This window comes from Vibrio sp. R15-SG3-ISO1B (assembly GCF_059833835.1).
The window spans coordinates 51264-72956 of the sequence record NZ_JCBDGG010000010.1 but is presented as its reverse complement, the minus strand read 5'-3'; the positions used below and the strand labels follow the sequence as shown (position 1 = coordinate 72956).

The window sequence follows — 21693 nt, the reverse complement described above, 5'->3', positions numbered from 1 at the left end:
ACAAAATGACTACATCACGCGTTCATATTACTCCTCACATGCACTGGGATCGCGAGTGGTATTTCACCACCGAAGAGTCACGCATTCTTCTGATCAACAATATGGAAGAAATCATGCAACGTCTGGAGAGCGATCCCAAGTACAAGTATTACGTACTGGATGGCCAGACCGCCGTACTGGAAGACTACTTCGCGATCAAGCCGGAAAACAAACAGCGCGTTCAATCTCTTGTAGAAGCGGGCAAACTGATTATTGGTCCTTGGTATTCGCAAACCGACACGATGCAAGTATCGGGTGAATCGATCGTTCGTAACATGCTGTATGGCATGCGTGATTGTCTGGCGTTAGGGGAGCCAATGAAGATTGGCTACTTGCCCGATTCATTCTCCATGAGCTCACAACTGCCTATGATTTACAACGGCTTCGGAATTGACACCGCCATGTTCTGGCGTGGTTGTTCTGAGCGTCATGGGACCAACAAGACTGAGTTTGTATGGCAGTCTAACGACGGTTCTGAAGTTCTGGCACAAGTGCTGCCATTAGGTTACGCGATTGGTAAATACTTACCTCAAGATGAAGCAGGTTTGCGTGCGCGTCTTGATAAATACTTCCCGGTATTGGAAAAGCCATCAGTTACCAAAGATATTTTGTTACCCAATGGCCATGACCAGATGCCGATCCAAAAAGACATCTTTGAGGTGATGGACAAGCTGCGTGAGATCTACCCTGAGCGCGAATTTATGATGAGCCGCTTTGAGGAGGTGTTTGACCGCATTCGTGAGGAACGCGACAACCTAGATACCGTCAAGGGCGAGTTTAATGATGGAAAGTACATGCGTGTTCATCGCACCATTTCTTCGACGCGTATGGACATTAAACTGATCCACGCTCAGGTTGAGAACAAGATTGTGAACATTCTTGAGCCCTTAGCTTCTATCGCATGGACACTCGGTTTTGAGTATCACCACGGTCTGATTGAAAAGATGTGGAAAGAGAGCATGAAGAACCATGCACACGACTCGATCGGCTGCTGTTGTTCTGACAAGGTGCATGCGGAAATCCTCAACCGTTATATTCTCGCGGATGATATGGCGTCGAACCTCATCAACTTCTACAAGCGCAAAATCGTTGATCACATGCCTGAGCGCGAAGGGTGTGACAAGCTTGCGCTATTCAACTTGTCGCCCTATGAGCGCGATGAAGTGATCAACACCACGATTACGATTCGTGCCGATGCGTTTAACTTGTTTGATGACCAAGGCAAACCGGTTGAGTACTACATCCAAGATCAGCGTGTGATTGATCCTGGCAAGATTGACCGTCAAATCGTTCATTACGGCAACTACGATCCGTTCATCGAATATGACATTCAAATCAAACACGCCGTTCCTGCAATGGGTTACACGACATTGCATATTGAAGCCAACCAAACCGGCACACAAAAAGGTGTGGATACCCCAGATCAGGCGCAGGTGATGGAAAACGAGTTTTACCGCATCCAAGTCAACGCCAACGGAACACTGACTATTTTTGATAAAGAAACGCACATGACGTTTGATCAAGTGCTGCGCATTGAAGATGGTTCGGACGATGGTGATGAATACGATTATTCGCCGTCGCGCAAAGAGTGGTTGCTCTATTCTGATGAGTTTGATGCCAACACGTCGGTAAAACATGAAGGATTCCAGTCCGTTGCAACCATCGAAACTCGCATGGAGGTACCCGCAGATTTGACAGAACGAGAGGCTCGTAGCGGTCAAAATGGCTATGTGCATGTCCAGTGCCAAGTGGTGCTTGCGCAGGGCTCTCGCCGTATTGATGTGCGCATGCTGGTGGACAATCAAGCCGACGACCATCGAGTTCGCGTGTTGATTCCAACGCCATTTGTTTCAGAGCACGTTGTGGCTGACAACCAGTTTGGTTTGATTACTCGTCCAACGAATGACCCAGCGATGGCGGTGTGGGAGCAAGAAGGTTGGAAGGAAGCGCCTGTTCCTGTCTATCAATTGATGAACTTCGCTGCCGTGGAAAATCAGGCGGGCGGTATGGCCATCATGACTAACGGTTTGCGCGAGTTTGAAGTGATCGCAAGCCAAGGTGACGATCAGCGTGACACTTTCGCGCTCACCTTGCTTCGTGGTGTGGGTGTATTGGGTAAAGAAGAACTGTTGCTGCGTCCTGGTCGTCCATCAGGCATTAAAATTCCTACGCCAGACTCCCAAACCCGTGGACCGTTGGAGTGCCATTTCGCGCTGTATGGATTTGCGGGCAATCACATTGACGCCAACATCATGGCGCATGCACGCGATAACGTCACACCGATTGAGTGCTACAACAAGATTCCTTACAACGCAATGAAGTTGAATGTGGGTGAGCAAGACAAGCCGTTAACTTACTCACTACTGAGCAAGTCTCAACAAGGTGCGGTGCTCAGTGTGTTGAAAAAAGCGGAAGACGAGGATGCCTTAATTCTGCGTGTCTATAACCCAGCAGAGAGCGGTGAGATAGAAGACTGCGTGTCATTCACGCGTCCAGTCCGCTCATGGCGTGAAACAGGCTTGGATGAGCAAGTGAAAGAGAGCGAAGTCGAAATGCAATCATTCGCAACGCTTCAAGCCTGCCAAGCCAAATCGTTCCAAGTGAAATTTTAACTCGGTCGTGAACCCAATAAGCCTGCGTTCTCGCAGGCTCTTGTTAAGCTGTTGTGAGAAGCATCATGTCGATTTTTAAACTAGAAAACGTCATTCAAAACTACGCTTGGGGAAGTAAACATGCCATCTCCAAGTTGTTTGGTATTCAGAACCCTAACGATGAGCCGCAAGCGGAAATTTGGATGGGTGCGCACCCAAATGGCTGTTCTAAAATTGCCGCTACGGGAGAGTTGCTGTCAGAGGTGATCGCGAAAGACAGCAAAGGCATGTTTGGAGATTATACGGCTGCTCGTTTTGGTGAGTTGCCCTATCTGTTTAAGGTACTGGCGGCAGAAACGCCGTTGTCGATACAGGTCCACCCGAACAAAGAGAGAGCACAACAGGGCTTTGAGAGAGAAAACGCCTTGGGTATTGCCCTAGATGCGCCAAACCGTAACTACAAAGATCCGAATCACAAGCCGGAGTTGGTGTATGCGTTAACCTTCTACAAAGCCATGAATGGTTTTCGTCCTATCGCAGAGATCATCGCGCTGTTTAACGAAGCCAACATATCGTCACTAAGCCAAGAATTGGCGCAGCTTAAGCAGCAACCCAATAGCGATTCGCTCAAGTGCTTTTTTAGCGCGATTATGTCACTCGAGGGCGCTGCGAAGCAGTTTGCTCTTGAAGAGCTGTATGCCGCGATTGAGCGCCCTGCAAAAACCGCTATGTCACGTGAAGCATTTCAGTACGTTGCGGATTTTAAACAACACTATAAAGATGACATTGGCTTGTTCTCACCCTTGTTGTTGAACACGGTTGAGTTGGCGCCTGGAGAGGCGATGTTCTTACATGCGGAAACACCTCACGCCTATGTACAAGGGACAGGGCTGGAGATCATGGCAAACTCTGATAACGTTCTACGCGCGGGGCTGACGCCGAAATACATTGATGTGCCAGAGCTGATAGATAACACGCGTTTTGAGCCTATTGATCCTCGCCACATTAAGCTAGACCCTGTACTTAAAGAGGGCAAGTTGAGTTATCCGATTCCTGTCGATGATTTCGGTTTTGATGTCCTGTCTGCGACGGATGAAGTGAAATCCATCTACCTGCGCAGCGCAGAAATTTTGTTTTGCGTTGAGGGTGAAGCGGTCATCAGTGCCAATGATGAACACGTCACTCTGCGTCCAGGAGAGTCGGTGTTTGTCAGCCATAATTCTAACGTTTACCAATATCAAGGGAACGGTATCTTGGCTCGTGCTTACAACTAGTGCCCCCCGGACGGTTGTCAGTAATAAAGGTACCAGAGCCTAAACGGATAGGTTCTATTTAGGCTCAGTATTGGTTTGATGGTCGCTCACAACTCTGTCGAACGCAGTTTGACCATGCCGCCGCAAGGCGGTTTTTTTACGTGTTGGATTCCGGTCATTCTCCGCGTTCAAAGCAGCGCTTTTATCTCTTCCAACTTGGCAACAATCGCATTCTTGTCCAAGGGCTGGGCGATTTTCATCGCGCTACTCTCTCGTTGGAGGAGGGTAACAGGTACGGTGATCTGGGCACGCTGGTGAGGGTCTCTGTTGTCACTCTCAATCGCGATCTTGACCGCTTGTTGACCAATGGTGAAAAAGTCTTGCTCGACAGTGGTGAGGGCAGGGGTGAAATAGGCGCTGTCCTGTTGACCATCAAAGCCCACCACCGAAACGTTATCGGGTACTCGAATACCATGTTCATTGAGGGCGCAGAGAACGCCCAGCGCCATTTGGTCACTGGCCACTAAGACCGCATCGAATGAGAGACGCCTTGCAAGGGCGGTTTTGATGGCCAAATAGCCGCTCTCGGCCTGCCAATTCCCAGTTTCACACAGCACTACTTGCGCTTGATGGTTTGAGAGGGTCTCTTGCCAGCCTTGTAAGCGTAGGGATGACGCCGTGGACTCTTGTGGCCCTGAGATCAGCACAAAACGCTCGCGACCACAGTGAATCAAATGCTGGGCCGCAAGACTTGCACCCTCATAGTGAGCGGCGCACACCGAGTGGGCTGGCGTATCGGGCGGAACGTCGATAAAGACTAAGCGAAGCTGCGAGAACTTCTCGACCAAGTGCACCGCTTGGCCACTATCTAATGGGGCATTGATAATGATGGCGTCCACTTGCTGCGCCATCAGCTCACGAATGGCGCTTTTCATCGCGTCCATGTCTGTCTGGCTGACCACAGAGAGTGCGGTGCCATAACCCAACTGTTGCGCTTGTTGGCGAATGCCACTGTCAATCAGCGCCACGCCATGCAACGAGAGATCCAATGACACCACGCCCACCATATGACTTTTCGCTCGGCTGAGCATTTGAGCGCCCTTGTTGGGCACGTAGCCCAACGCCTTGATCGCTGCGTTGACTTTATCGCGTGTGGCAGGGGAGACACTGTCAGCACCATTGGTGACACGTGAGACAGTCTGCGTTGATACACCGGCCAATTTTGCGACATCTTTAAAGGTGACGGACATAAAAACACCACTCCAATATCACGAACTTAATGTGATCATAACACGACACTTTTGTTTTCGGAAACAAATTGAAGTGGTGCACAGTCTTGTCAGTATGAGGTTAATATTGATCACATTTACAGGCTGGTTTTGTCGTGTCGCGAGTGAAAATTAGCACAATGAACCTATTCATTATGTTTGCGAAAACATCAAGAGGGTGTATGAGCCAATTTATTCATTTATCAAGTCAACAACACAGTGTGATCATTAAAGTGGATCGCGTTCCTGAGATTCTTCATTGGGGAGCGAAGATTGCTCAAATCGATGAGGATTTACTGCTCTCTACCGAGCGACCAATATCTCAAGCTCGACTGGATGTCGATGTGCCTTTGTCCTTGTGTCCTGAACTCGGTAGTGGGCATTTTAATGCACCGGGTATAGAAGGGCATCGTGATGGAGAAGACTGGGCACCGGTTTTCCAGGTGACGGGAGTCTCTCACAACGATCACAGCGCAACCTTTGAGCTCAGTGATGATGTCGCAGGGCTCGCGCTCACGATTGAGTTACGACTAGATCCTGTCAGCGATGTGCTGCAAAAACGTGTTGCGGTGAAAAATGTGGGTGCATCAACCTATTACCTTGGCAAGCTCTCGTCGACCCTACCCTTGCCGAATCACGCGAATGAACTGATGACCTTCCACGGCCGTTGGTGTCATGAGTTCCAAACTCAGCGTCAGCGCTTTGAACATGGTGGCTTTATGCAAGAGAATCGCCGTGGACGTACCTCTCACGAGAATTTCCCAGGCTTGTTTGTCGGAACCAATGGCTTTAGTGAGCAGCAAGGTCAGGTGTGGGGTGTTCACCTTGGTTGGAGTGGCAACCATCAAATGCGCGCTGATGTGCGAAGTGACGGACGCCGTTTTGTTCAAGCGGGTGAGTTGCTGCTCTCTGGTGAAATGCGCTTATCGCCCGGCGACGTTTACCAATCACCTTGGCTCTATGGCGTGTACAGCCAAGCCGGTCTCAACGGTATTTCTGAGCGCTTCCATCAGTTCGTGCGCTCTCATATTGTGCGTTTCCCTCAAACCAAGCCTCGTCCAGTGCATCTGAATACGTGGGAGGGCATCTATTTTGACCACAAGCCGGAGTACATCATGCAGATGGCCAGCGAAGCGGCAGAAATGGGCGTGGAGCGATTCATTATTGATGATGGTTGGTTTGTGGGCCGCGACGGTGAGCGAAGCGCCCTCGGAGACTGGTATCTGGATGAAAACAAATACCCCGATGGGCTCGAGCCAGTGATTGCACACGTTAATGATAAGGGCATGGAGTTTGGTTTGTGGGTGGAGCCTGAAATGGTGAGCCAAGATTCCAATCTCTACCGCGCACACCCTGATTGGGTGCTGGGCTTACAAGGCTATCATCAGCCGTCAGGTCGCTGGCAGTATGTGCTAGATCTGCAAAATCCGCTCTGCTTTGAGTACCTCTATGACAGGCTTAACGATCTGTTAAGCCGCTACAACATCACCTATCTTAAGTGGGATATGAACCGTGAATTGGTTCAACCTGGCCATCAAGGCAAACCGGCGGTGCATGGTCAAACCAAGGCGCTTTATCGCTTGGTGGATAAGTTACTTGAGTCACATCCAACAGTGGAGATTGAGTCTTGTTCATCGGGCGGTGGACGTATTGATTTTGAGGTCTTAAAACGAACCCATCGTTTCTGGGCGTCAGACTGCAACGATGCGTTGGAGCGTCAAACCATTCAGCGTGGCATGAGCTACTTTTTCCCACCGGAGGTGATGGGGGCGCACATTGGCCCCGCTGAGTGTCACTCAACCAACCGTCGTCACAGCATCAACATGCGTGGTGTGACTGCTTTGGGTGGACATATGGGGGTTGAACTTGATCCCGTGTCGGTCAGCAAAGAAGAAAAAGCCGCCTTTGCGCACTATATCGCCTTGCATAAACGCTATCGCCATTTGTTGCATCACGGCCGCTCATTTCGCATCGACCCTGCTGATGATCGCCAGCACATCTATGGCGTGGAAAACGGCGAAGAAATGCTGCTGACGGTGTGTCAATTGGCGATGCCGAATCACGCGCTACCTTCGCCGCTGCGTGTCAGCTGTGTGGATGAACACGCGCGTTATGAAGTGACGATCGTCGAAATGCCGCAAACCAGCTTCCAACTGATGAAACAAAGACCGAAATGGTTGGATAAGACGCTGAAATTAAGCGGCGACAACCTCAAAGAAATTGGTGTGACTTTACCCATTTTAGACCCGGAATCGGCGTTGATTGTCCATCTGAAAAAGACCCATTAACGTCACAAGTTTACCATCACGCTAGGCTTTGCCTGCTGAGCTTCTAAGCAGACCCCCGGCACGGTTTAGCGTGATCCCCTACATAACGAAAAAGCGATCCCCAAGCGCTAATTAGAATATTTCAATAATGAAGGAAACAAGATGTCTATAACCGTACTGCTGTCGTTTTTGCTGTTTACGGGCTTTGTGGTGGTATTTACCTACAACAAAGTGCGTAACGATAAGAACAATTCTGAAGAAGGTTTCTTCCTCGGTGGACGAAGCCTGACCGGTGGGTTGATTGCTAGCTCACTGATTTTGACTAACCTCAGCGCCACCAGTTTTGTCGGCATGAGTGCCCAATCCTATACCCACAATATGAGTGTGATGGGGTGGGAAGTCGCGTCCGGTGTCACCTTGGTGATCATCGCGCTACTGCTGGTCCCGCGATACCTTAAACAAGGTATTACCACCATTCCGGACTTTCTCGAAAGCCGCTATGACATGTCGGTGAAAAAGTTCGTTACCTTACTCTTCCTCTGCCAATATGTGATTAACATTCTCCCGACCACCTTGTACGCTGGCGCAGTGGTATTGGGTGAGATCTTTGATGTGCAAGGTTTGCTTGGTATTTCTGAGTTTGGCTCGATTGCGTTGATCTCCGCGACCATAGGTGTACTCGGATTTTTCTATGCTATTTATGGTGGCCTGAAAGCGGTGGTGATCGCTGATACTATCAATGGTGTTGGGCTGATTATTGGGGGATTGATGATCCCAGTGTTTGGCTTAATGGTGCTTGGTGGTGGCAGCTTTGCCGAAGGGTTGGATATTCTACTAACGGCGGCGCCAGAGAAGCTGCAATCGGTCGGTACCGAAAGCGATCCACTGCCGTTCTCAACCCTATTTACGGGTTTGTTGCTGGTGAACCTTTACTACTGGGGAACGGATCAATCGATCATTCAACGTGCATTGGGCGCAAAAAACCTCAAAGAAGGTCAAAAAGGTGTGATTTTGGCCGGTGCGATTAAGGTCATTTCGCCGCTGCTTTTGATCATTCCCGGTATCATTGCGTTTCACATGTTTGGCGCCGATGCAGGCAATCCAGACTCAATGTACACGCGCCTTGTCAATGAAGTGTTGCCTAAGCCATTGGTGGGGTTCTTTGTTGCGGTCATGTTTGGTGCGATATTGAGTACCTTCAACGGGGTACTCAACAGCTCAACCACGCTTTTTGCACTTAACGTTTATAAACCTTTGTTTGGCAGAGATAAAAGCGACGAGGAGCTGGTGGGCAAAGGACGTGTGTTTGGTGTGTTGATTGCTATCGTCTCGGTTTGCATCGCGCCATTTATCATGTACGCACCGGAAGGTTTGTTCCAATACTTGCAGATGGTTGCGGGCTTCTTTAGTGTGCCGATCTTTACTATCGTATTTGTCGGTTACATCTCTAAACGTGTGCCTGCACTGGCGGCGAAAGTGGCATTGGTGGTGTTTGTGTCATCCTACGCGGCCATGCAGTTGGTGTTCGATACGCCGATTCACTTCCTGCACCAACTGGCCATTCTATTTGTTGTTTGTACGGCGTTGATGTTCATCATTGGCCGTATTGCTCCTCGTGACACCGAGTACGAGATGCCTATCAACGAGTCAATGGACGTGACACCGTGGGCATTTCGCTTTGAAGCGTCAGCGATCATCTTATACATGGTGTTGGGTGCGTATGTGATGTTCTCGAATGTAGGTTTTGTCTCAAATGACCCGACGGTAATGCAGGTGTACGGTGTCTGTGGTTTGGTGATGTTGGTCGGTATCGCTTTGCGAGTCGCCAAGCGCCGTAAATCGACGTTGCTAACCACTCAAACAGAGTAACCGCCTCGTGACTGTTAACAAATAATAAAATCCCCCGCTTATCAATGGATAGGCGGGGGATGTTTATCATCTGAATTTGCCTGCTTGTTGGGCGAGACTTAAGCGATTTTCGTCATCTTATCGACGGAGAAACGCTCCACCATGCCCTCAACTTCGGCGCCGTAGGCTTGAAAGTGCGCGCTGGCGGCGTGCGCTTGCAGTGCTTGCTCGGATTGCCAGATTTCATACACAACGAAATGGGCAGGATTGTCGTTGTTTTTGTGCAAATCGTAGCAAATACACCCTACTTCTTTGCGAGTTTGCGTCACTAACTTGGTCAGAGCGCCTTCTACCTGTTCAATATCGTTCGTTTTGGCGATCACATTGGCGACGACAGTAACGGGTTGTTCAGTCATTTTGATGCCTTACAACGTGGTGATTACATCGTCTAGCGCCAAGCGCGCTTTAGGCAAGCCGTGGTTATAGTCTTCACCGTCTAGGTGGTAACCCATCGCAAGTGCGACTTCTACCACGTGACCGTCGAGCTCTTGTTTAAACTCTTCACCAATCAATGCCGGGTCCACTCCTTCCATTGGCGTAGAATCAATGCCAAGGCGAGCTAAGGTGTGAAGAATATTGCCCAGGGCTAGGTAGACTTGGGCTTTGGTCCAGTGACCATTGAAGCCGGTCTCATCGGTGTTCATGTCAGCAAACGCATAGGCACCCATAAACGCATCGTACATGTCAGCAGGTAGGTGGCCCGAGGTAACTTCAGCGTCAACACGTTTGGCGAACTTCTCCTTGGTGAACTTAGGATCGTAAGCAAACAAGATGGTGTGTGAGGCCGCGGTCGCATGCGGTTGGTTGAATTGGTGCATGTTCGCGAACGTATTATGAAAACGCTGCTTCGCTTCGTCAGACTCAACAATGATGAACTTCCAAGGTTGAGAGTTGATTGACGAGGCCGATAAACGCAATGCTTCTTTGATCACCGCCATATCTTCTGCCGAGATACGTTTGCTCGGGTCGTATTTTTTCGCGGTGTAACGAGAGTTCAAATCTTGAATGATTGGGTGAGTCATGTTGGCTCCTAAATTGTCTATGTTGTACTGATGACTAGGGCTGATGTTCACAATGGTCAACCACCACTTGGCCCGCTTATCAAAAGGTTTTCTGCGCTGCGTTGAGGCAGCGAAGCGATGGCGTTACTATAAGCGCGGTCTATGAATGGAAAAAGTGTCATCCTGTCCAATCACTTTGGACGCAATCGTCCATAATCTTTCTAGGACACTGAAAAAAATAAGGAAAAATGACTGATGTCTATCAAAGGGTTCCACCATGTCGCCATTATCTGCTCTGACTATTCGACGTCGAAAGCGTTCTACACTCAGGTGTTAGGATTTGAAGTGATCGCGGAAAACTATCGAGCGGAAAGAGCCTCCTACAAACTGGATTTGGCTTTGCCTGGTGGTGGTCAAATTGAGCTCTTTTCCTTTCCATCACCGCCTGAAAGACCAACCCGACCTGAAGCGCGAGGATTGCGTCATTTAGCCTTTGTGGTGGATGACGTTGAGGCGTACGGGCAATATTTAACAGAGCAAGGGGTAGAGGTGGAACCCATCCGAGTGGATGAGTTCACAGGTAGAGCCTTCACATTCTTTCAAGATCCCGATGGTTTACCGCTGGAAATCTATCAAGCTTAGTGGTGCTCATCGAGGAGCAGGGCATCAAAGCGTGGGTTGCCATGTAGCCCCTCCAAATCCGGCTCCGTATTGATCAATTCTCGAATCGAAGGACTTGATTCAATCGCTAATTCCAAATCCAGAATTGCCTGCTCTTCAATCCCCAAACGAGAGTAGGCACAAGCACGCTGATAGAGTGCAGGGCCATTATTGTTGTCGAGGTTAAGGACACGATTACACAGACTCAACGCCCAGTGGTACTCGCGAATTTCCATCGCTGCATCCGCCTTGTAGGTCAGCGCTTCAAGATCGCCCGGTCGCATGGTCAAGATCTCATCATACACATCAATTCGCTGCTCGGCGGTCGGCATACTTTGCGCTCTTAGCCATAAGTTGTGGATTTCATTGATCTTCTCAATCTCTTTGTTGTTTTCACTGATCACGCGCGTCTTACGTTTTAGATCGCGTTCCAGTGCACTGAATTTCTTCTCGTACTCTTTGGCAATCGCATCGAGTCGCTTGTCGGCCATGTCTTTGGTGTTGTGCTTGAACTCTCGCAGAGATTGCCAACCAACAAAGGCAATCAACGACGCGACACCGGCGATGATGTAGAAAAAGTAGGTCACGGTGACGTTGGCATAGTTGAGGGATTTGTCGGCCACTTCGAGCTCTCGGTCGGTAATTTGAACCACCAAGCGGCGCTCTAAATCTTGTTGGTCTTGGCGCAGAGCTTTGAGCTCATCGAGGATATAGCGCTCCATTAGCGGGCGATCGAGCATCTCGGAGTCGGAGTATTTTTCTTGCTCCGCGAGGGTAGGGAAACTCAGTGAGAGGAGCATGAGAAAACTAATTAGGGTTCGAATCATCGGGGGTTCCAATCGAGTCACTTAAGATAAATATAAGCTTAGTTAATCATAGACGCGCGCGACATGATACTCCGAATGAAATAATTTAGTGCACTAACCATTGTTAAACTTTATGTGCAATTTGGATTTATGTGATTTTAATCACAAAAATGCGGTTGATTCGGCGCCAGATTTGATTTTTGGTGCCCGATTTTGCTCATAATAATGGCGAATTTAATTAGAGTTCAAAGGAAATGTATCTGCACATGATTACGTCAGCGCCCTGGGTTATGTATCCGGAAATTACACAACCCCAACGCCCAACGTGGCGGTTTAGAGAGCCGAGTGATACCGATGGCGACCAGATTTTCCAACTCATCAAAGATTGTCCGCCACTGGATGTTAACTCTTCGTACTGTAACTTTCTTCAGTCTACCCACTTTGCGGACACCTGCATTTTGGTTGAGATTGATGATGAGGTGGCTGGATTTATCTCTGCCTACCGCAAGCCACAACAGCCAGATGTGCTGTTTGTTTGGCAAGTGGCGGTATCGAGCGATCACCGAGGTAAAGGCATCGCTTCGAAAATGTTAGACCGCCTGCTCGCTCGCGACACCTTGTCCGACATCAACGCGATAGAAACGACGATAACAAAGAACAATACGGCGTCGTGGATGTTGTTCGAAAAGCTGGACAAACGTCATGGCAAGCGCGGTGAGATTTCGGTTTTCTTGGACCAAAACACCCATTTTAAAGGGGAGCACGATACTGAGTATTTGTATCGCATCCCACTTTCTCGTGCTCACGCACACTCGTCCCAATAAATAATTGAGGAACCCAAACGGTCTTATTATGGATATTTTTAATAAGCAAGAATCAAAAGTACGTTCATATTCAAACAACTTTCCGGTGGTATTCACCAAAGCCAAAGGTTGCTGGCTAGAAACTGAAGGGGGCGAGCGCTATCTCGATTTCTTAGCCGGTGCGGGCTCATTGAACTATGGCCACAACAACCCGGTACTAAAAATGGCCTTGTTGGAGTACATCGAATCTGATGGCATCACGCATGGTTTAGACATGCACTCCACCGCCAAAGCGGCGTTCCTTGACGCGTTTAATCGCATCATCCTTGCGCCGCGTGAACTCAATTACAAACTGCAGTTTACTGGCCCAACGGGCACAAACGCGGTAGAAGCCGCGCTCAAATTGGCGCGTAAAGTGACAGGACGTAGCTCGATTGTCGCCTTTACCAACGGTTTCCACGGCTGTACTGCTGGGGCACTGGCTGCAACGGGTAACCAGCATCATCGTCAAGAAATGGGCCAAATGCAGAGCCAAGTGACGCGTATTCCGTTTGATGGTTATGCCGATATTGATGGCTTAAAACTGTTTGAAACCATGCTGCAAGATAACTCAAGCGGTATGGACAAACCTGCCGCTGTACTGCTTGAAACCGTACAGGGTGAAGGGGGGTTGAATGTGGCCTCTAACGCTTGGCTACAAAAACTCGACGCACTGTGTAAAGCCAACGGTATTCTCTTGATTGTTGATGATATTCAAGCGGGCTGTGGCCGTACGGGCACCTTCTTTAGTTTCGAACCTGCAGGGATCACCCCAGATATCGTGACGCTCTCGAAGTCGATTGGTGGGTACGGCTTACCGATGGCGGTCGTACTGCTGCGTCCGGAACTGGATATTTGGAAGCCTGGTGAGCACAACGGTACGTTTAGAGGTAACAACCATGCTTTCGTCACCGCAGCGAAAGCGCTTGAGACCTACTGGGCCGATCCACAGTTTGAAGCCCACGTGAAAAACTGCGCCGACAAAGTGACGCAAGTGACTACTCGCAGCTTGAAGCGTCACCCTAACTTGTTTGAGCAAGTGAAAGGTCGCGGCATGATGCAGGGTATTGAGTGTGTCAACGGCGACATTGCCAGCGAGATTGCTAAGCACTGCTTTGAGCTCGGCATGGTGATCGAGACAGCAGGACCTGACGATGAAGTGGTGAAGTTTTTCTGCCCACTGACCATCACAGAAGAAGAATTAGAACAAGGTCTGCGCATCTTTGAAGAGGCGGTTCAACGGGTCGCGGTTAAGCAGTTTAAGCAAGCGTCTTAAGCTCAAAACAACGTCGTACCGACCCCATTCGGTTGGCAGAAAAAGAAAATGAAAAGGAACAGAGAATGATAGTCAGAACCTTAGATGAATGTCGTGATAGTGAACGTCGTATCGCGACGGATAATTGGGAAAGCGTGCGTATGTTGCTCAAAGACGACAACATGGGTTTTTCTTTCCACATCACGACGATTTACGAAGACAGCGAAACGCACATTCACTACAAAAACCACTTGGAGTCTGTCTACTGCATGAGCGGTAAAGGTGAAATTGAAGTCGTCGGTGGTAAGACATACCACATTGAGCCGGGCACATTGTACATCCTCGATAAGCACGATGAGCATTATCTGCGCGCCTACAAAGGGGCCGACATGGTGATGGCCTGTGTCTTCAACCCGCCACTGACAGGCGCAGAAGTGCATGATGAAAAAGGGGTCTATCCCATCGCAGATTAGGGGCAATGAGCAGGAACAACGCACCTAATCCTAACCATTAAATCGAACGAAAGGCGATATTATGACTTATACCGTAGAGAAAATCGGCGGTACCTCAATGACGGCATTTGATGCCGTGCTAGAAAACATAATCCTGCGTCCCAACCGGGACAACCTCTATAATCGAGTGTTTGTGGTGTCCGCGTATGGCGGCATCACGGATGCGCTGCTGGAGTGTAAAAAGACCAGCAAACCTGGGGTGTATCAGCTGATCGCGAAACGCGATGACAGCTGGAGCGATGCATTGGCAGAGGTTGAGCAGCGCATGCTGCTGACCAACGAGCACATGTTTGCCGACCCCATGAACCGGATGCGCGCGGACAAGTTCATTCGCTCGCGTATTTCTGAGGCGCGCAACTGCATCTCAAATATTCTGGAAACGTGCCAATACGGCCAGTTCACTTTGCGCCACTACTTGCCTCAAGTACGTGAATTTTTGGCGTCAATAGGTGAAGCGCACAGTGCATTTAACACGGCGTTAAAACTGAAAAATATGGGCATTGAAGCGCGTTTTGTTGACCTCTCAGGCTGGAGCTCTGACAAAGTCGAAAGCTTAGATGAGAATATCCTCAACGCCTTTAAAGAGATTGATGTCAGCCAAGAGCTCCCCATCGTCACGGGTTATGCGTCATGTAAAGACGGCCTGATGTCGACTTTTGATCGTGGCTACAGCGAGATGACGTTTAGCCGCATCGCCACACTGACCAATGCGGATCTCGCCATTATCCACAAAGAGTATCACCTTAGCTCGGCGGACCCTCGCGTCGTTGGCCCTGAGAAAGTATTGCCAATTGGCCACACTAACTATGACGTGGCGGATCAGTTGGCAAGTCTCGGGATGGAAGCCATTCACCCGAATGCTGCGGCAGGGCTGCGTGAAAGCGGCATTGAGCTGCAAATCAAGAACACGTTTGAGCCTGAGCATCGTGGTACTCTGATTTCCAACCAGTTCCAGCCGACGGCGGACAAAGTGGAAATTATCGCCGGTAAGCAGAAGGTCTTTGCGCTGCATCTCTTTGACCAATCCATGGTCGGCGAAGCGGACAACTTCAGCTACGAGCTGATGGAGATCATCTCGGATGCCCATGTCAGCTTGATTGGTAAAGAGATGAACGCCAACTCTATTACCTATTATTTGGGCGGTAACAGCGATAGCCTGAACAAGGTGTTGTACAAAGCGGAAAAACGCTATCCGAATTCAGAAATCAAAGGCCGAATGGTGGCGCTGATTTCGGTGATTGGTTCGCAAATCGATACCAACAAAGCGTTAGCGAAAGGAGTGAGCGCCCTCATGAACGCTGACATTACGCCTTACGCTTTGCACTCGTCGATGCGTAACGTCAACGTGCAGTTTGTCGTCAGTGATAAGGAGTACAAAGCGGCGATTTGTGCCTTGCACGAAGAGTTTTTCGACAACCAGCTACAAGGTATGGCTCCCCGCGACACGAAAGTGGCGTAATCTAAGTCTCACCTTCCCCTATCGAGCAGGCATCGCCTGCTCTTTTTTTGTATCTTAACCCTCTCTTAACCCCGCCTTGTTTACTCTTACCGTTATCAGACGGGAGAGATGTAAGCATGACCTTTCGAACAACCTTAATCAGCCTTGTCGTGGCGAGCCTTCTGGGCTGCAGCTCAGGCAATCGCACCGATTACGTAGACCAAGCGCAAATCAGCAATGAGCTGGCCATTGAACAGCTAGTCAGCAAGTTGGTGGATGAACAGTCACCAAGTGATGAGCCTTTGCAGGCGATCACCGATTTGGTGAACATTCCAGCGCTAGCGCCCTATTTAGCGGCGGCCATGGAGAATAATCCCAGCCTTCAACAAAGTATTGTTGCCCTGAAAATGGCGTATGCGCAGCACGGTATCACCGCGGCGGACCAATGGCCGACACTGAGTGCTGGGTTGTCTGGTGAGCAAACAGAAGGCAGTGATGAGAGCTACACGGGTGAGCTTAATGTCAGTTGGGAGCTGGATATCTGGCGTCAATTGGCGGATAGCAGCGCCGCCGCGCAGAAAGACATTGCCGCCACACAGGCGAGCTTGCAGGCGGCAAAAGATCTGCTTGCGGCCAACGTGATGCGGGGCTGGCTTGAAATCAGCGTCAATAAACAACTGTTGGATATAGAGCAGCGACGCTTGGACATTCTCGAAAACAACGAAGTGCTGGTGCTAGAGCGCTACAAAGTTGGGCTAGGCAGTCTAGAAGAGCTCGACAGTGCAAAAACCAACTCCTCTTCCACGCGCGCGACTGTGGCGGAATATCGAGAGAACCTGGCCCAAAGTCAGCGCAACTTAGCACTGCTCACTGGGCTGCGTGCCACTCAATTGAGCGGAGACGAAGTGCCTGGGGTATTTGCGACGGTGCTCAATCCGCTCGACAGTCTGGGTGTACAAAACATGGCTGGTCGACCTGATTTACAGCAAGCCTTTTACAACATTGAAGCGGAAGCACTGCGCACCGATGCCGCTTATAAAGCGATGTTGCCCTCATTTAGTCTTTCAGCCAGTTTGACCGACCTAGCGCAAACCCCGAGTGAGGCGCTACTCACCAACCCTGTGTGGAGCGTGTTGGGTCAGATTTCAGCGCCGATTTTTCAAGGTGGTAAGTTGAAATCTCAAGCGGAGTTGGCCGAGCTGACCACCGAGCAAACCTACTGGGTTTACCAACAGACACTCCTTGATGCCGTAAGTGAAGTAGAAACCGCTGTCGGCCAAGAACATGCTTTGGAGAAGCAGCAGCAACATCTCGAGAGCGCGTTACAGAGCGCGCGCCGCAGCGTCGAAAGTTATGAACAAAAGTATCGAGAGGGGCTGGTGGATATTTTTGACCTTCTCACTGTTCAGCAGCAAGCCTACGACATCGAAGCGCAACTCACGAGCGCCACGTACCAGCGATTGTTAAACCGAATTGATTTGGGCCTCGCGCTAGGCCTAGGAGTATCTTGATGAAAAAAAATGCACTGACCCTAGCCGTGACGCTGGTTGCCGCGGGTTCGATTTTTGCCGCTGTTGCCTACAATGGAAGCCAACTGGCGCCGCCCAAGGGCCCTGGAGAGACCCCCGCGCAGGAAGCGCAAAGGGTACAACCAGAGCAAAGCGCATCGGCCAGTCGCGTGCTGTCACAAGTTGCGGTACAGACCACTCAAGCTAACCGCTATCAGGCGCAAATCACCAGCTACGCTGAGGCGCAGCCGAGATACAACCTCAGTTTCACCAGTGAGGTCAATGGCCGCGTGGTGAGCTTGGCTGATGATTTTGAAACGGGGAAAGTGGTGAAAAAAGGTCAGATCCTTGCCACGCTGGATAATACGCAATACCAGCAAGCGGTCGCGAGCGCAGAAGCGGACGTCGCGGCGGCAAAGCTTGCCTACCTAGAAGAGCAGCGTGAAGGTGAACAAGCCAAATCAGAGTGGCAACGCTCTGGATTATCCGGTGAACCAAGTTCCACCTTGGTGCTACGTGAACCCCAGCTCGAGAGCGCTAAAGCGGCATTGGATAACGCAGAAAAAGCCCTCACGGCTGCGAAGAAAGATCTCGAGGACACCCGCATTCGTGCCCCATTTGATGCGCTGATTGTGGCCCGCTCTATTCAGCCGGGCAGCTACGTCTCGACCGGCGATAGCATTGCGACGCTCTACAGCGTGGATCGTGTTGAAGTCGAGTTAGCCTTGTCGGAGCAGCAGTGGTTGACCTTACAAGCAGACGGCCAGAGTGATGTCACGCAGTGGCAAGTTACGTTGACGGACAGTCAAAGCCAACACCAATGGCAAGCGCGCGTCGATCGCGCTAACCAACATATCACAGAGACCACTCGCCAGCGTTCAGTGATTGCGGTGGTGGAAACTCCTCTTGAGCAGGCGTCTCCGCTGTACCCGGGTACATTTGTCAAAGCTACTTTAACTGGGCCTGAGGTCGATAACCTTTGGCAAATTCCTGCATCTGCGTATTCGCAGCAAGGGGAAGTCTGGATGGTCAACCAACAAGGCAGCTTGGTCAAAGCCGCTGCAACTAAGCGATTTGAGCGCAACAATTTCGTCTATATTGATCCGCTGAGCGAAGAAGCGGCTCAAGTGGTGATGCGTCCGTTGAGCAGTTTTCAAGTCGGCATGAAAGTGTTGGCCAATGAGGAGGGCAAATCATGAGTCAGTCGAATCACTCTACGGGTGTGATTGCGTGGTTTGCTCGCAACCCAGTGGCGGCAAACTTATTGATGATGGGTGTGATCATCGTGGGGTTGTTTTCCGTCAGTTCGTTGCGTAAAGAGGCATTCCCTACTCTTGAACCTGATGTGGTCAGTGTTGCTGTCAGCTATGACAGTGGCGATCCGGTTCAGGCGGAAGAAGGGATTGCGATAAAAATTGAAGAAGCGCTGGAAACCGTACCGGGCATCAAACGCATTACCTCTACGTCGGATTCGACTGGCAGCTATGTGTCGATTGAAAAAGAGAGCAGTTACGATCTGGATACCTTGCTGACGGATGTCAAAAACGAAGTGGATGCCATCAACAACTGGCCAGCGGAAGCGGACAATCCGGTCATCGAAAAAGCACGTCGTCAGGATCATGCGATTTGGGTGCAACTGTATGGCGATGCGGACCGTTCGACATTGCAGATCTTGGCTCAAGATCTGAAATCCGATTTGTTGAGTGAGAGTGCGATCAGCGATCTCTCTATCAATGCAGAGCTAGAGCGGATGATTTCGGTGGAGGTGAATGAGCAGGCTTTGCAGGCCTATGGCTTATCACTCACGGATGTCTCGGATGCCATCAACGCAGAAAGCGCGACGGCCATTTCGACCAGCCTGCGCAACAGCGAAAAAACCGTGCGCCTCAAAGCGTCAGAGCAAGCGTATCAAGTGGAAGATTTTCGCCAAATTCCCATCATTACAACTCAGTCAGGCGCACAGATTCTACTTGGCGATATTGCCACGGTCAGCGACACGTTCGAAGAAGATAGCTACTCGTTGTCCCGTTATAACCAGCAAAATGCCATCGGCATCCAGATTTTGATGGATGACAGCAGTGATGTGGTCAACATTGTTGAGCAGGCCAAACAGGTGGTTGAGCAGTGGCGAGCAAGTAACGTATTGCCTGACAATGTCGACATGGAAACTTGGTATGACAAAAGTACCATGATCAAAGAGCGTCTATCACTGCTTGCCACCAACGCGCTCACCGGTATTGCGATGGTGTTTATTGTGTTGGCGCTGTTTCTTAACCTGCGCGTGGCATTTTGGGTCGCAGCTTGTTTGCCCTTTGTCTTCTTTGGCACCTTGTTTTTTATGACCGACTCCTTCGTTGGGCTGACCATCAACGAGATGACCACCTTTGGTTTCATCATGGCGCTCGGCATCGTTGTGGATGATGCGGTGGTCGTGGGCGAGAGCATTTACGCGACCCGCCGAGCTGAGGGTGACACCATAGAGAGCACCATTAAAGGCACGCTCAAAGTGGCGGCGCCGACCGTCTTTGGGGTTCTGACCACCGTGGCTGCCTTTTTGTCGATTGCCGCCATTGATGGCAACATGGGCAAAATTTATGCGCAATTTGCCACCGTGGTGACCATCTGTTTATTGCTCTCATTGGTGGAGTCTAAGTTCATTCTACCGGCGCACCTGGCGCATATTGACACTCACCGGAAAGACAACAAAGGGATTTGGAACCGCATTCAGAGCGGCGCGGAGCGAGGGTTAAACGGCTTCAACCAACGTGTGTATAAGCCGCTGATTAAAATCGCACTGCAATTTCGCTATGCCGTCGTACTCAGCTTTTTGGCGTTATTCATTTTAGTGATTGGTATGCCGCTCACCGGCGCCGTGCGCGTTGCGTTTTTTCCAGACATCGCCGGCGACACCGTCTCGGCTCAAATGTCGATGTACAACGATGTCAGTTTTGGTCAAACCGAAACCAATTTACTGACCCTCGAGCGCCATGCGCTTACGGTGGATGCCCAATTGCGAGGCGAGAGCGATACGTCGGCGATTGCCAGTCTACAGGTGTCGGCCACGGCCGACCGCTCAGGCTCTATCCAAGTGGAACTAGCGCCAGAGGCGCCGTATAACATTGATGAGTTTGCTGATGCATGGCTGGCGATGTCGGGTAACATGGAAGGGGTTAAAAAGCTCAGCATTCGCTCTCATCAGGAGATGGTGGACAACTTTAAAGTCGAACTCAAAGCGAGTAGCGACGAGATTGTGACTGATGCCGGGAACCGAATGAAAGCGGTACTGCAATCGATTGACGGGGTGAGTGGTATTGATGACAACCTTGATTTAGGTGAGCCGCAGTATCGATTTGAACTGACAGAGCAAGGCCGTGCAATGGGCATGGATACCGCCAGCCTGTCTCAGCAAGTCTTACAATCGTTTGGTGGCGACATTGTACAGCGTTTTCAGCGGGGCAAAGACGAAGTCAAAGTCCGGGTCCGTTACCCTGAGGGTGAGCGTCAAACGCTAGCGGACATCGCGCAATCAAGCGTGCGAACCAGCGATGGTACTGTGGTGCCCTTGTCGGCGGTGGCGAAGTTGTACTCGGATTATCAGCCGTCAGAGATCACCCGTATCGACAACTTACGTGCGGTGTATGTCAGTGCCTCGGTGGACAAAGATATCCTCGCCTCGAATGAGTTAGTCGCACAACTTGAAAACACCTTGGTGAAGACACTGAAAGCGGATTATCCGACGCTCAAAATCGACTTTACCGGTGAAGCTGAGCAGCAAAAGGAGTCCACCGACTCAATGGAGTCGACGTTCGTGCTGGCTCTGATCGTCATTTTTGCGCTGCTTGCGATTCCACTCAAGTCGTACGTTCAGCCCTTGATCATCATGGTCGCCATTCCGTTTGGGATTGTTGGCGCTATCTTGGGTCACTGGTGGAACGATTTGACCATCAGCATCTTGTCACTGAATGGGGTGTTGGCATTAAGTGGCGTCGTGGTTAACGACAGCTTGCTCCTCGTTTCTCGTTACAATGAGCTGGTCAAAGAGGCCAAACTGTCGGTATCAGAAGCGATTGAACAGGCATGTTCAGGTCGACTGAGAGCGGTGCTGCTCACATCCGTGACCACGTTTGCCGGTCTTGCGCCGCTGTTGAGTGAGACTTCGATGCAAGCGCAGTTTTTGATCCCTGCCGCTGCAGCGCTGGGTTACGGCATCTTGTTTGCTACTTTGATCACTTTGATCTTAACGCCATCACTGTTGATGATTGATCAGGATCTCAGAGCGCTCTTGTTGGCACTCAAGCAGCGCATCAGTGGAGCGGGACGTCGAGTTACTCAACAAGTGAACTAG

At 50.3% G+C, this 21693-nt stretch carries 16 protein-coding genes; 12 read left to right on the top strand and 4 right to left on the bottom strand.

What is annotated here, in order from left to right; translation table 11 throughout:
- Positions 1-5 precede the first annotated feature (5 nt).
- Both mngB and manA read left to right on the top strand, forming a co-directional pair.
- The gene (mngB, locus tag AC6R0S_RS03430) at positions 6-2651 is read left to right on the top strand and encodes a mannosylglycerate hydrolase (RefSeq protein ID WP_500637212.1); all 2646 of its coding nucleotides are present in this window, start codon (positions 6-8) and stop codon (positions 2649-2651) included.
- Positions 2652-2716: 65 nt separating this feature from the next.
- Positions 2717-3904: a mannose-6-phosphate isomerase, class I gene (manA, locus tag AC6R0S_RS03425; protein WP_500637211.1), complete on the top strand. Its 1188-nt coding sequence runs from the start codon at positions 2717-2719 to the stop codon at positions 3902-3904.
- Positions 3905-4071: 167 nt separating this feature from the next.
- On the opposite strand, the gene AC6R0S_RS03420 is transcribed toward manA, so the two are convergent.
- Positions 4072-5133: a LacI family DNA-binding transcriptional regulator gene (locus AC6R0S_RS03420; RefSeq protein ID WP_500637210.1), complete on the bottom strand. Its 1062-nt coding sequence runs from the start codon at positions 5131-5133 to the stop codon at positions 4072-4074.
- Between the two features lie 200 nt (positions 5134-5333).
- On the opposite strand from AC6R0S_RS03420, the gene AC6R0S_RS03415 reads away from it, so the two are divergent.
- Both AC6R0S_RS03415 and AC6R0S_RS03410 read left to right on the top strand, forming a co-directional pair.
- Positions 5334-7439 carry an alpha-galactosidase gene (locus AC6R0S_RS03415; protein ID WP_500637209.1) on the top strand — a complete coding sequence of 702 codons (2106 nt, stop codon included), beginning with the start codon at positions 5334-5336 and terminating at the stop codon, positions 7437-7439.
- 141 nt (positions 7440-7580) lie between these two features.
- Positions 7581-9287 (top strand): solute:sodium symporter family transporter, encoded by a 1707-nt coding sequence (locus AC6R0S_RS03410; protein ID WP_500637208.1) that lies wholly within the window; start codon positions 7581-7583, stop codon positions 9285-9287.
- A gap of 98 nt (positions 9288-9385) precedes the next feature.
- Here the strand turns inward: AC6R0S_RS03410 and AC6R0S_RS03405 are convergent, their stop codons facing one another.
- Both AC6R0S_RS03405 and AC6R0S_RS03400 read right to left on the bottom strand, forming a co-directional pair.
- Entirely contained in the window at positions 9386-9682 is a 297-nt protein-coding gene (locus tag AC6R0S_RS03405; RefSeq protein ID WP_500630893.1) for a putative quinol monooxygenase, read from the bottom strand.
- A gap of 9 nt (positions 9683-9691) precedes the next feature.
- On the bottom strand, positions 9692-10348 hold the full coding sequence (locus tag AC6R0S_RS03400; RefSeq protein WP_500628203.1) for a nitroreductase family protein: 657 nt from the start codon (positions 10346-10348) through the stop codon (positions 9692-9694).
- Between the two features lie 234 nt (positions 10349-10582).
- Between AC6R0S_RS03400 and gloA2 the strand changes: the two genes are divergently transcribed.
- On the top strand, positions 10583-10969 hold the full coding sequence (gloA2, locus tag AC6R0S_RS03395; protein ID WP_487902759.1) for an SMU1112c/YaeR family gloxylase I-like metalloprotein: 387 nt from the start codon (positions 10583-10585) through the stop codon (positions 10967-10969).
- Here gloA2 and AC6R0S_RS03390 read toward each other — a convergent pair.
- Positions 10966-11787, bottom strand: a complete 822-nt coding sequence (locus AC6R0S_RS03390) for a tetratricopeptide repeat protein (RefSeq protein ID WP_420378219.1) — start codon at positions 11785-11787, stop codon at positions 10966-10968. The two genes, gloA2 and AC6R0S_RS03390, sit on opposite strands and share 4 nt — an antisense overlap.
- 272 nt (positions 11788-12059) lie before the next feature.
- Between AC6R0S_RS03390 and ectA the strand changes: the two genes are divergently transcribed.
- The 7 genes from ectA (at position 12060) to AC6R0S_RS03355 (ending at position 21693) form a co-directional block, all read left to right on the top strand.
- Entirely contained in the window at positions 12060-12617 is a 558-nt protein-coding gene (gene ectA, locus AC6R0S_RS03385; protein ID WP_487902758.1) for a diaminobutyrate acetyltransferase, read from the top strand.
- 28 nt (positions 12618-12645) lie between these two features.
- Complete coding sequence (ectB, locus tag AC6R0S_RS03380; protein ID WP_487902757.1) at positions 12646-13911, top strand: diaminobutyrate--2-oxoglutarate transaminase; 1266 nt, start codon at positions 12646-12648, stop codon at positions 13909-13911.
- Positions 13912-13976: 65 nt separating this feature from the next.
- A complete protein-coding gene (locus tag AC6R0S_RS03375) occupies positions 13977-14363 on the top strand; it encodes an ectoine synthase (protein ID WP_334553271.1) in 387 nt (128 codons plus the stop codon).
- A 61-nt stretch (positions 14364-14424) separates the two neighbouring features.
- A complete protein-coding gene (locus AC6R0S_RS03370) occupies positions 14425-15861 on the top strand; it encodes an aspartate kinase (protein WP_334553273.1) in 1437 nt (478 codons plus the stop codon).
- A gap of 116 nt (positions 15862-15977) precedes the next feature.
- Positions 15978-17351 (top strand): TolC family protein, encoded by a 1374-nt coding sequence (locus AC6R0S_RS03365; RefSeq protein ID WP_500637207.1) that lies wholly within the window; start codon positions 15978-15980, stop codon positions 17349-17351.
- Positions 17351-18547 carry an efflux RND transporter periplasmic adaptor subunit gene (locus AC6R0S_RS03360; RefSeq protein ID WP_500637206.1) on the top strand — a complete coding sequence of 399 codons (1197 nt, stop codon included), beginning with the start codon at positions 17351-17353 and terminating at the stop codon, positions 18545-18547. The genes AC6R0S_RS03365 and AC6R0S_RS03360 overlap by 1 nt, the downstream gene beginning before the upstream one ends.
- Positions 18544-21693, top strand: a complete 3150-nt coding sequence (locus tag AC6R0S_RS03355; protein ID WP_500637205.1) for an efflux RND transporter permease subunit — start codon at positions 18544-18546, stop codon at positions 21691-21693. The genes AC6R0S_RS03360 and AC6R0S_RS03355 overlap by 4 nt, the downstream gene beginning before the upstream one ends.

What these genes read in the sequence shown, in the direction of transcription:
- mngB (WP_500637212.1), top strand. Translation starts at nt 6, where the DNA reads ATGACTACATCACGCGTTCATATTACTCCTCACATGCACTGGGATCGC.
- manA (WP_500637211.1), top strand. Translation starts at nt 2,717, where the DNA reads ATGTCGATTTTTAAACTAGAAAACGTCATTCAAAACTACGCTTGGGGA.
- AC6R0S_RS03420 (WP_500637210.1), bottom strand. Translation starts at nt 5,133, where the DNA reads ATGTCCGTCACCTTTAAAGATGTCGCAAAATTGGCCGGTGTATCAACG.
- AC6R0S_RS03415 (WP_500637209.1), top strand. Translation starts at nt 5,334, where the DNA reads ATGAGCCAATTTATTCATTTATCAAGTCAACAACACAGTGTGATCATT.
- AC6R0S_RS03410 (WP_500637208.1), top strand. Translation starts at nt 7,581, where the DNA reads ATGTCTATAACCGTACTGCTGTCGTTTTTGCTGTTTACGGGCTTTGTG.
- AC6R0S_RS03405 (WP_500630893.1), bottom strand. Translation starts at nt 9,682, where the DNA reads ATGACTGAACAACCCGTTACTGTCGTCGCCAATGTGATCGCCAAAACG.
- AC6R0S_RS03400 (WP_500628203.1), bottom strand. Translation starts at nt 10,348, where the DNA reads ATGACTCACCCAATCATTCAAGATTTGAACTCTCGTTACACCGCGAAA.
- gloA2 (WP_487902759.1), top strand. Translation starts at nt 10,583, where the DNA reads ATGTCTATCAAAGGGTTCCACCATGTCGCCATTATCTGCTCTGACTAT.
- AC6R0S_RS03390 (WP_420378219.1), bottom strand. Translation starts at nt 11,787, where the DNA reads ATGCTCCTCTCACTGAGTTTCCCTACCCTCGCGGAGCAAGAAAAATAC.
- ectA (WP_487902758.1), top strand. Translation starts at nt 12,060, where the DNA reads ATGATTACGTCAGCGCCCTGGGTTATGTATCCGGAAATTACACAACCC.
- ectB (WP_487902757.1), top strand. Translation starts at nt 12,646, where the DNA reads ATGGATATTTTTAATAAGCAAGAATCAAAAGTACGTTCATATTCAAAC.
- AC6R0S_RS03375 (WP_334553271.1), top strand. Translation starts at nt 13,977, where the DNA reads ATGATAGTCAGAACCTTAGATGAATGTCGTGATAGTGAACGTCGTATC.
- AC6R0S_RS03370 (WP_334553273.1), top strand. Translation starts at nt 14,425, where the DNA reads ATGACTTATACCGTAGAGAAAATCGGCGGTACCTCAATGACGGCATTT.
- AC6R0S_RS03365 (WP_500637207.1), top strand. Translation starts at nt 15,978, where the DNA reads ATGACCTTTCGAACAACCTTAATCAGCCTTGTCGTGGCGAGCCTTCTG.
- AC6R0S_RS03360 (WP_500637206.1), top strand. Translation starts at nt 17,351, where the DNA reads ATGAAAAAAAATGCACTGACCCTAGCCGTGACGCTGGTTGCCGCGGGT.
- AC6R0S_RS03355 (WP_500637205.1), top strand. Translation starts at nt 18,544, where the DNA reads ATGAGTCAGTCGAATCACTCTACGGGTGTGATTGCGTGGTTTGCTCGC.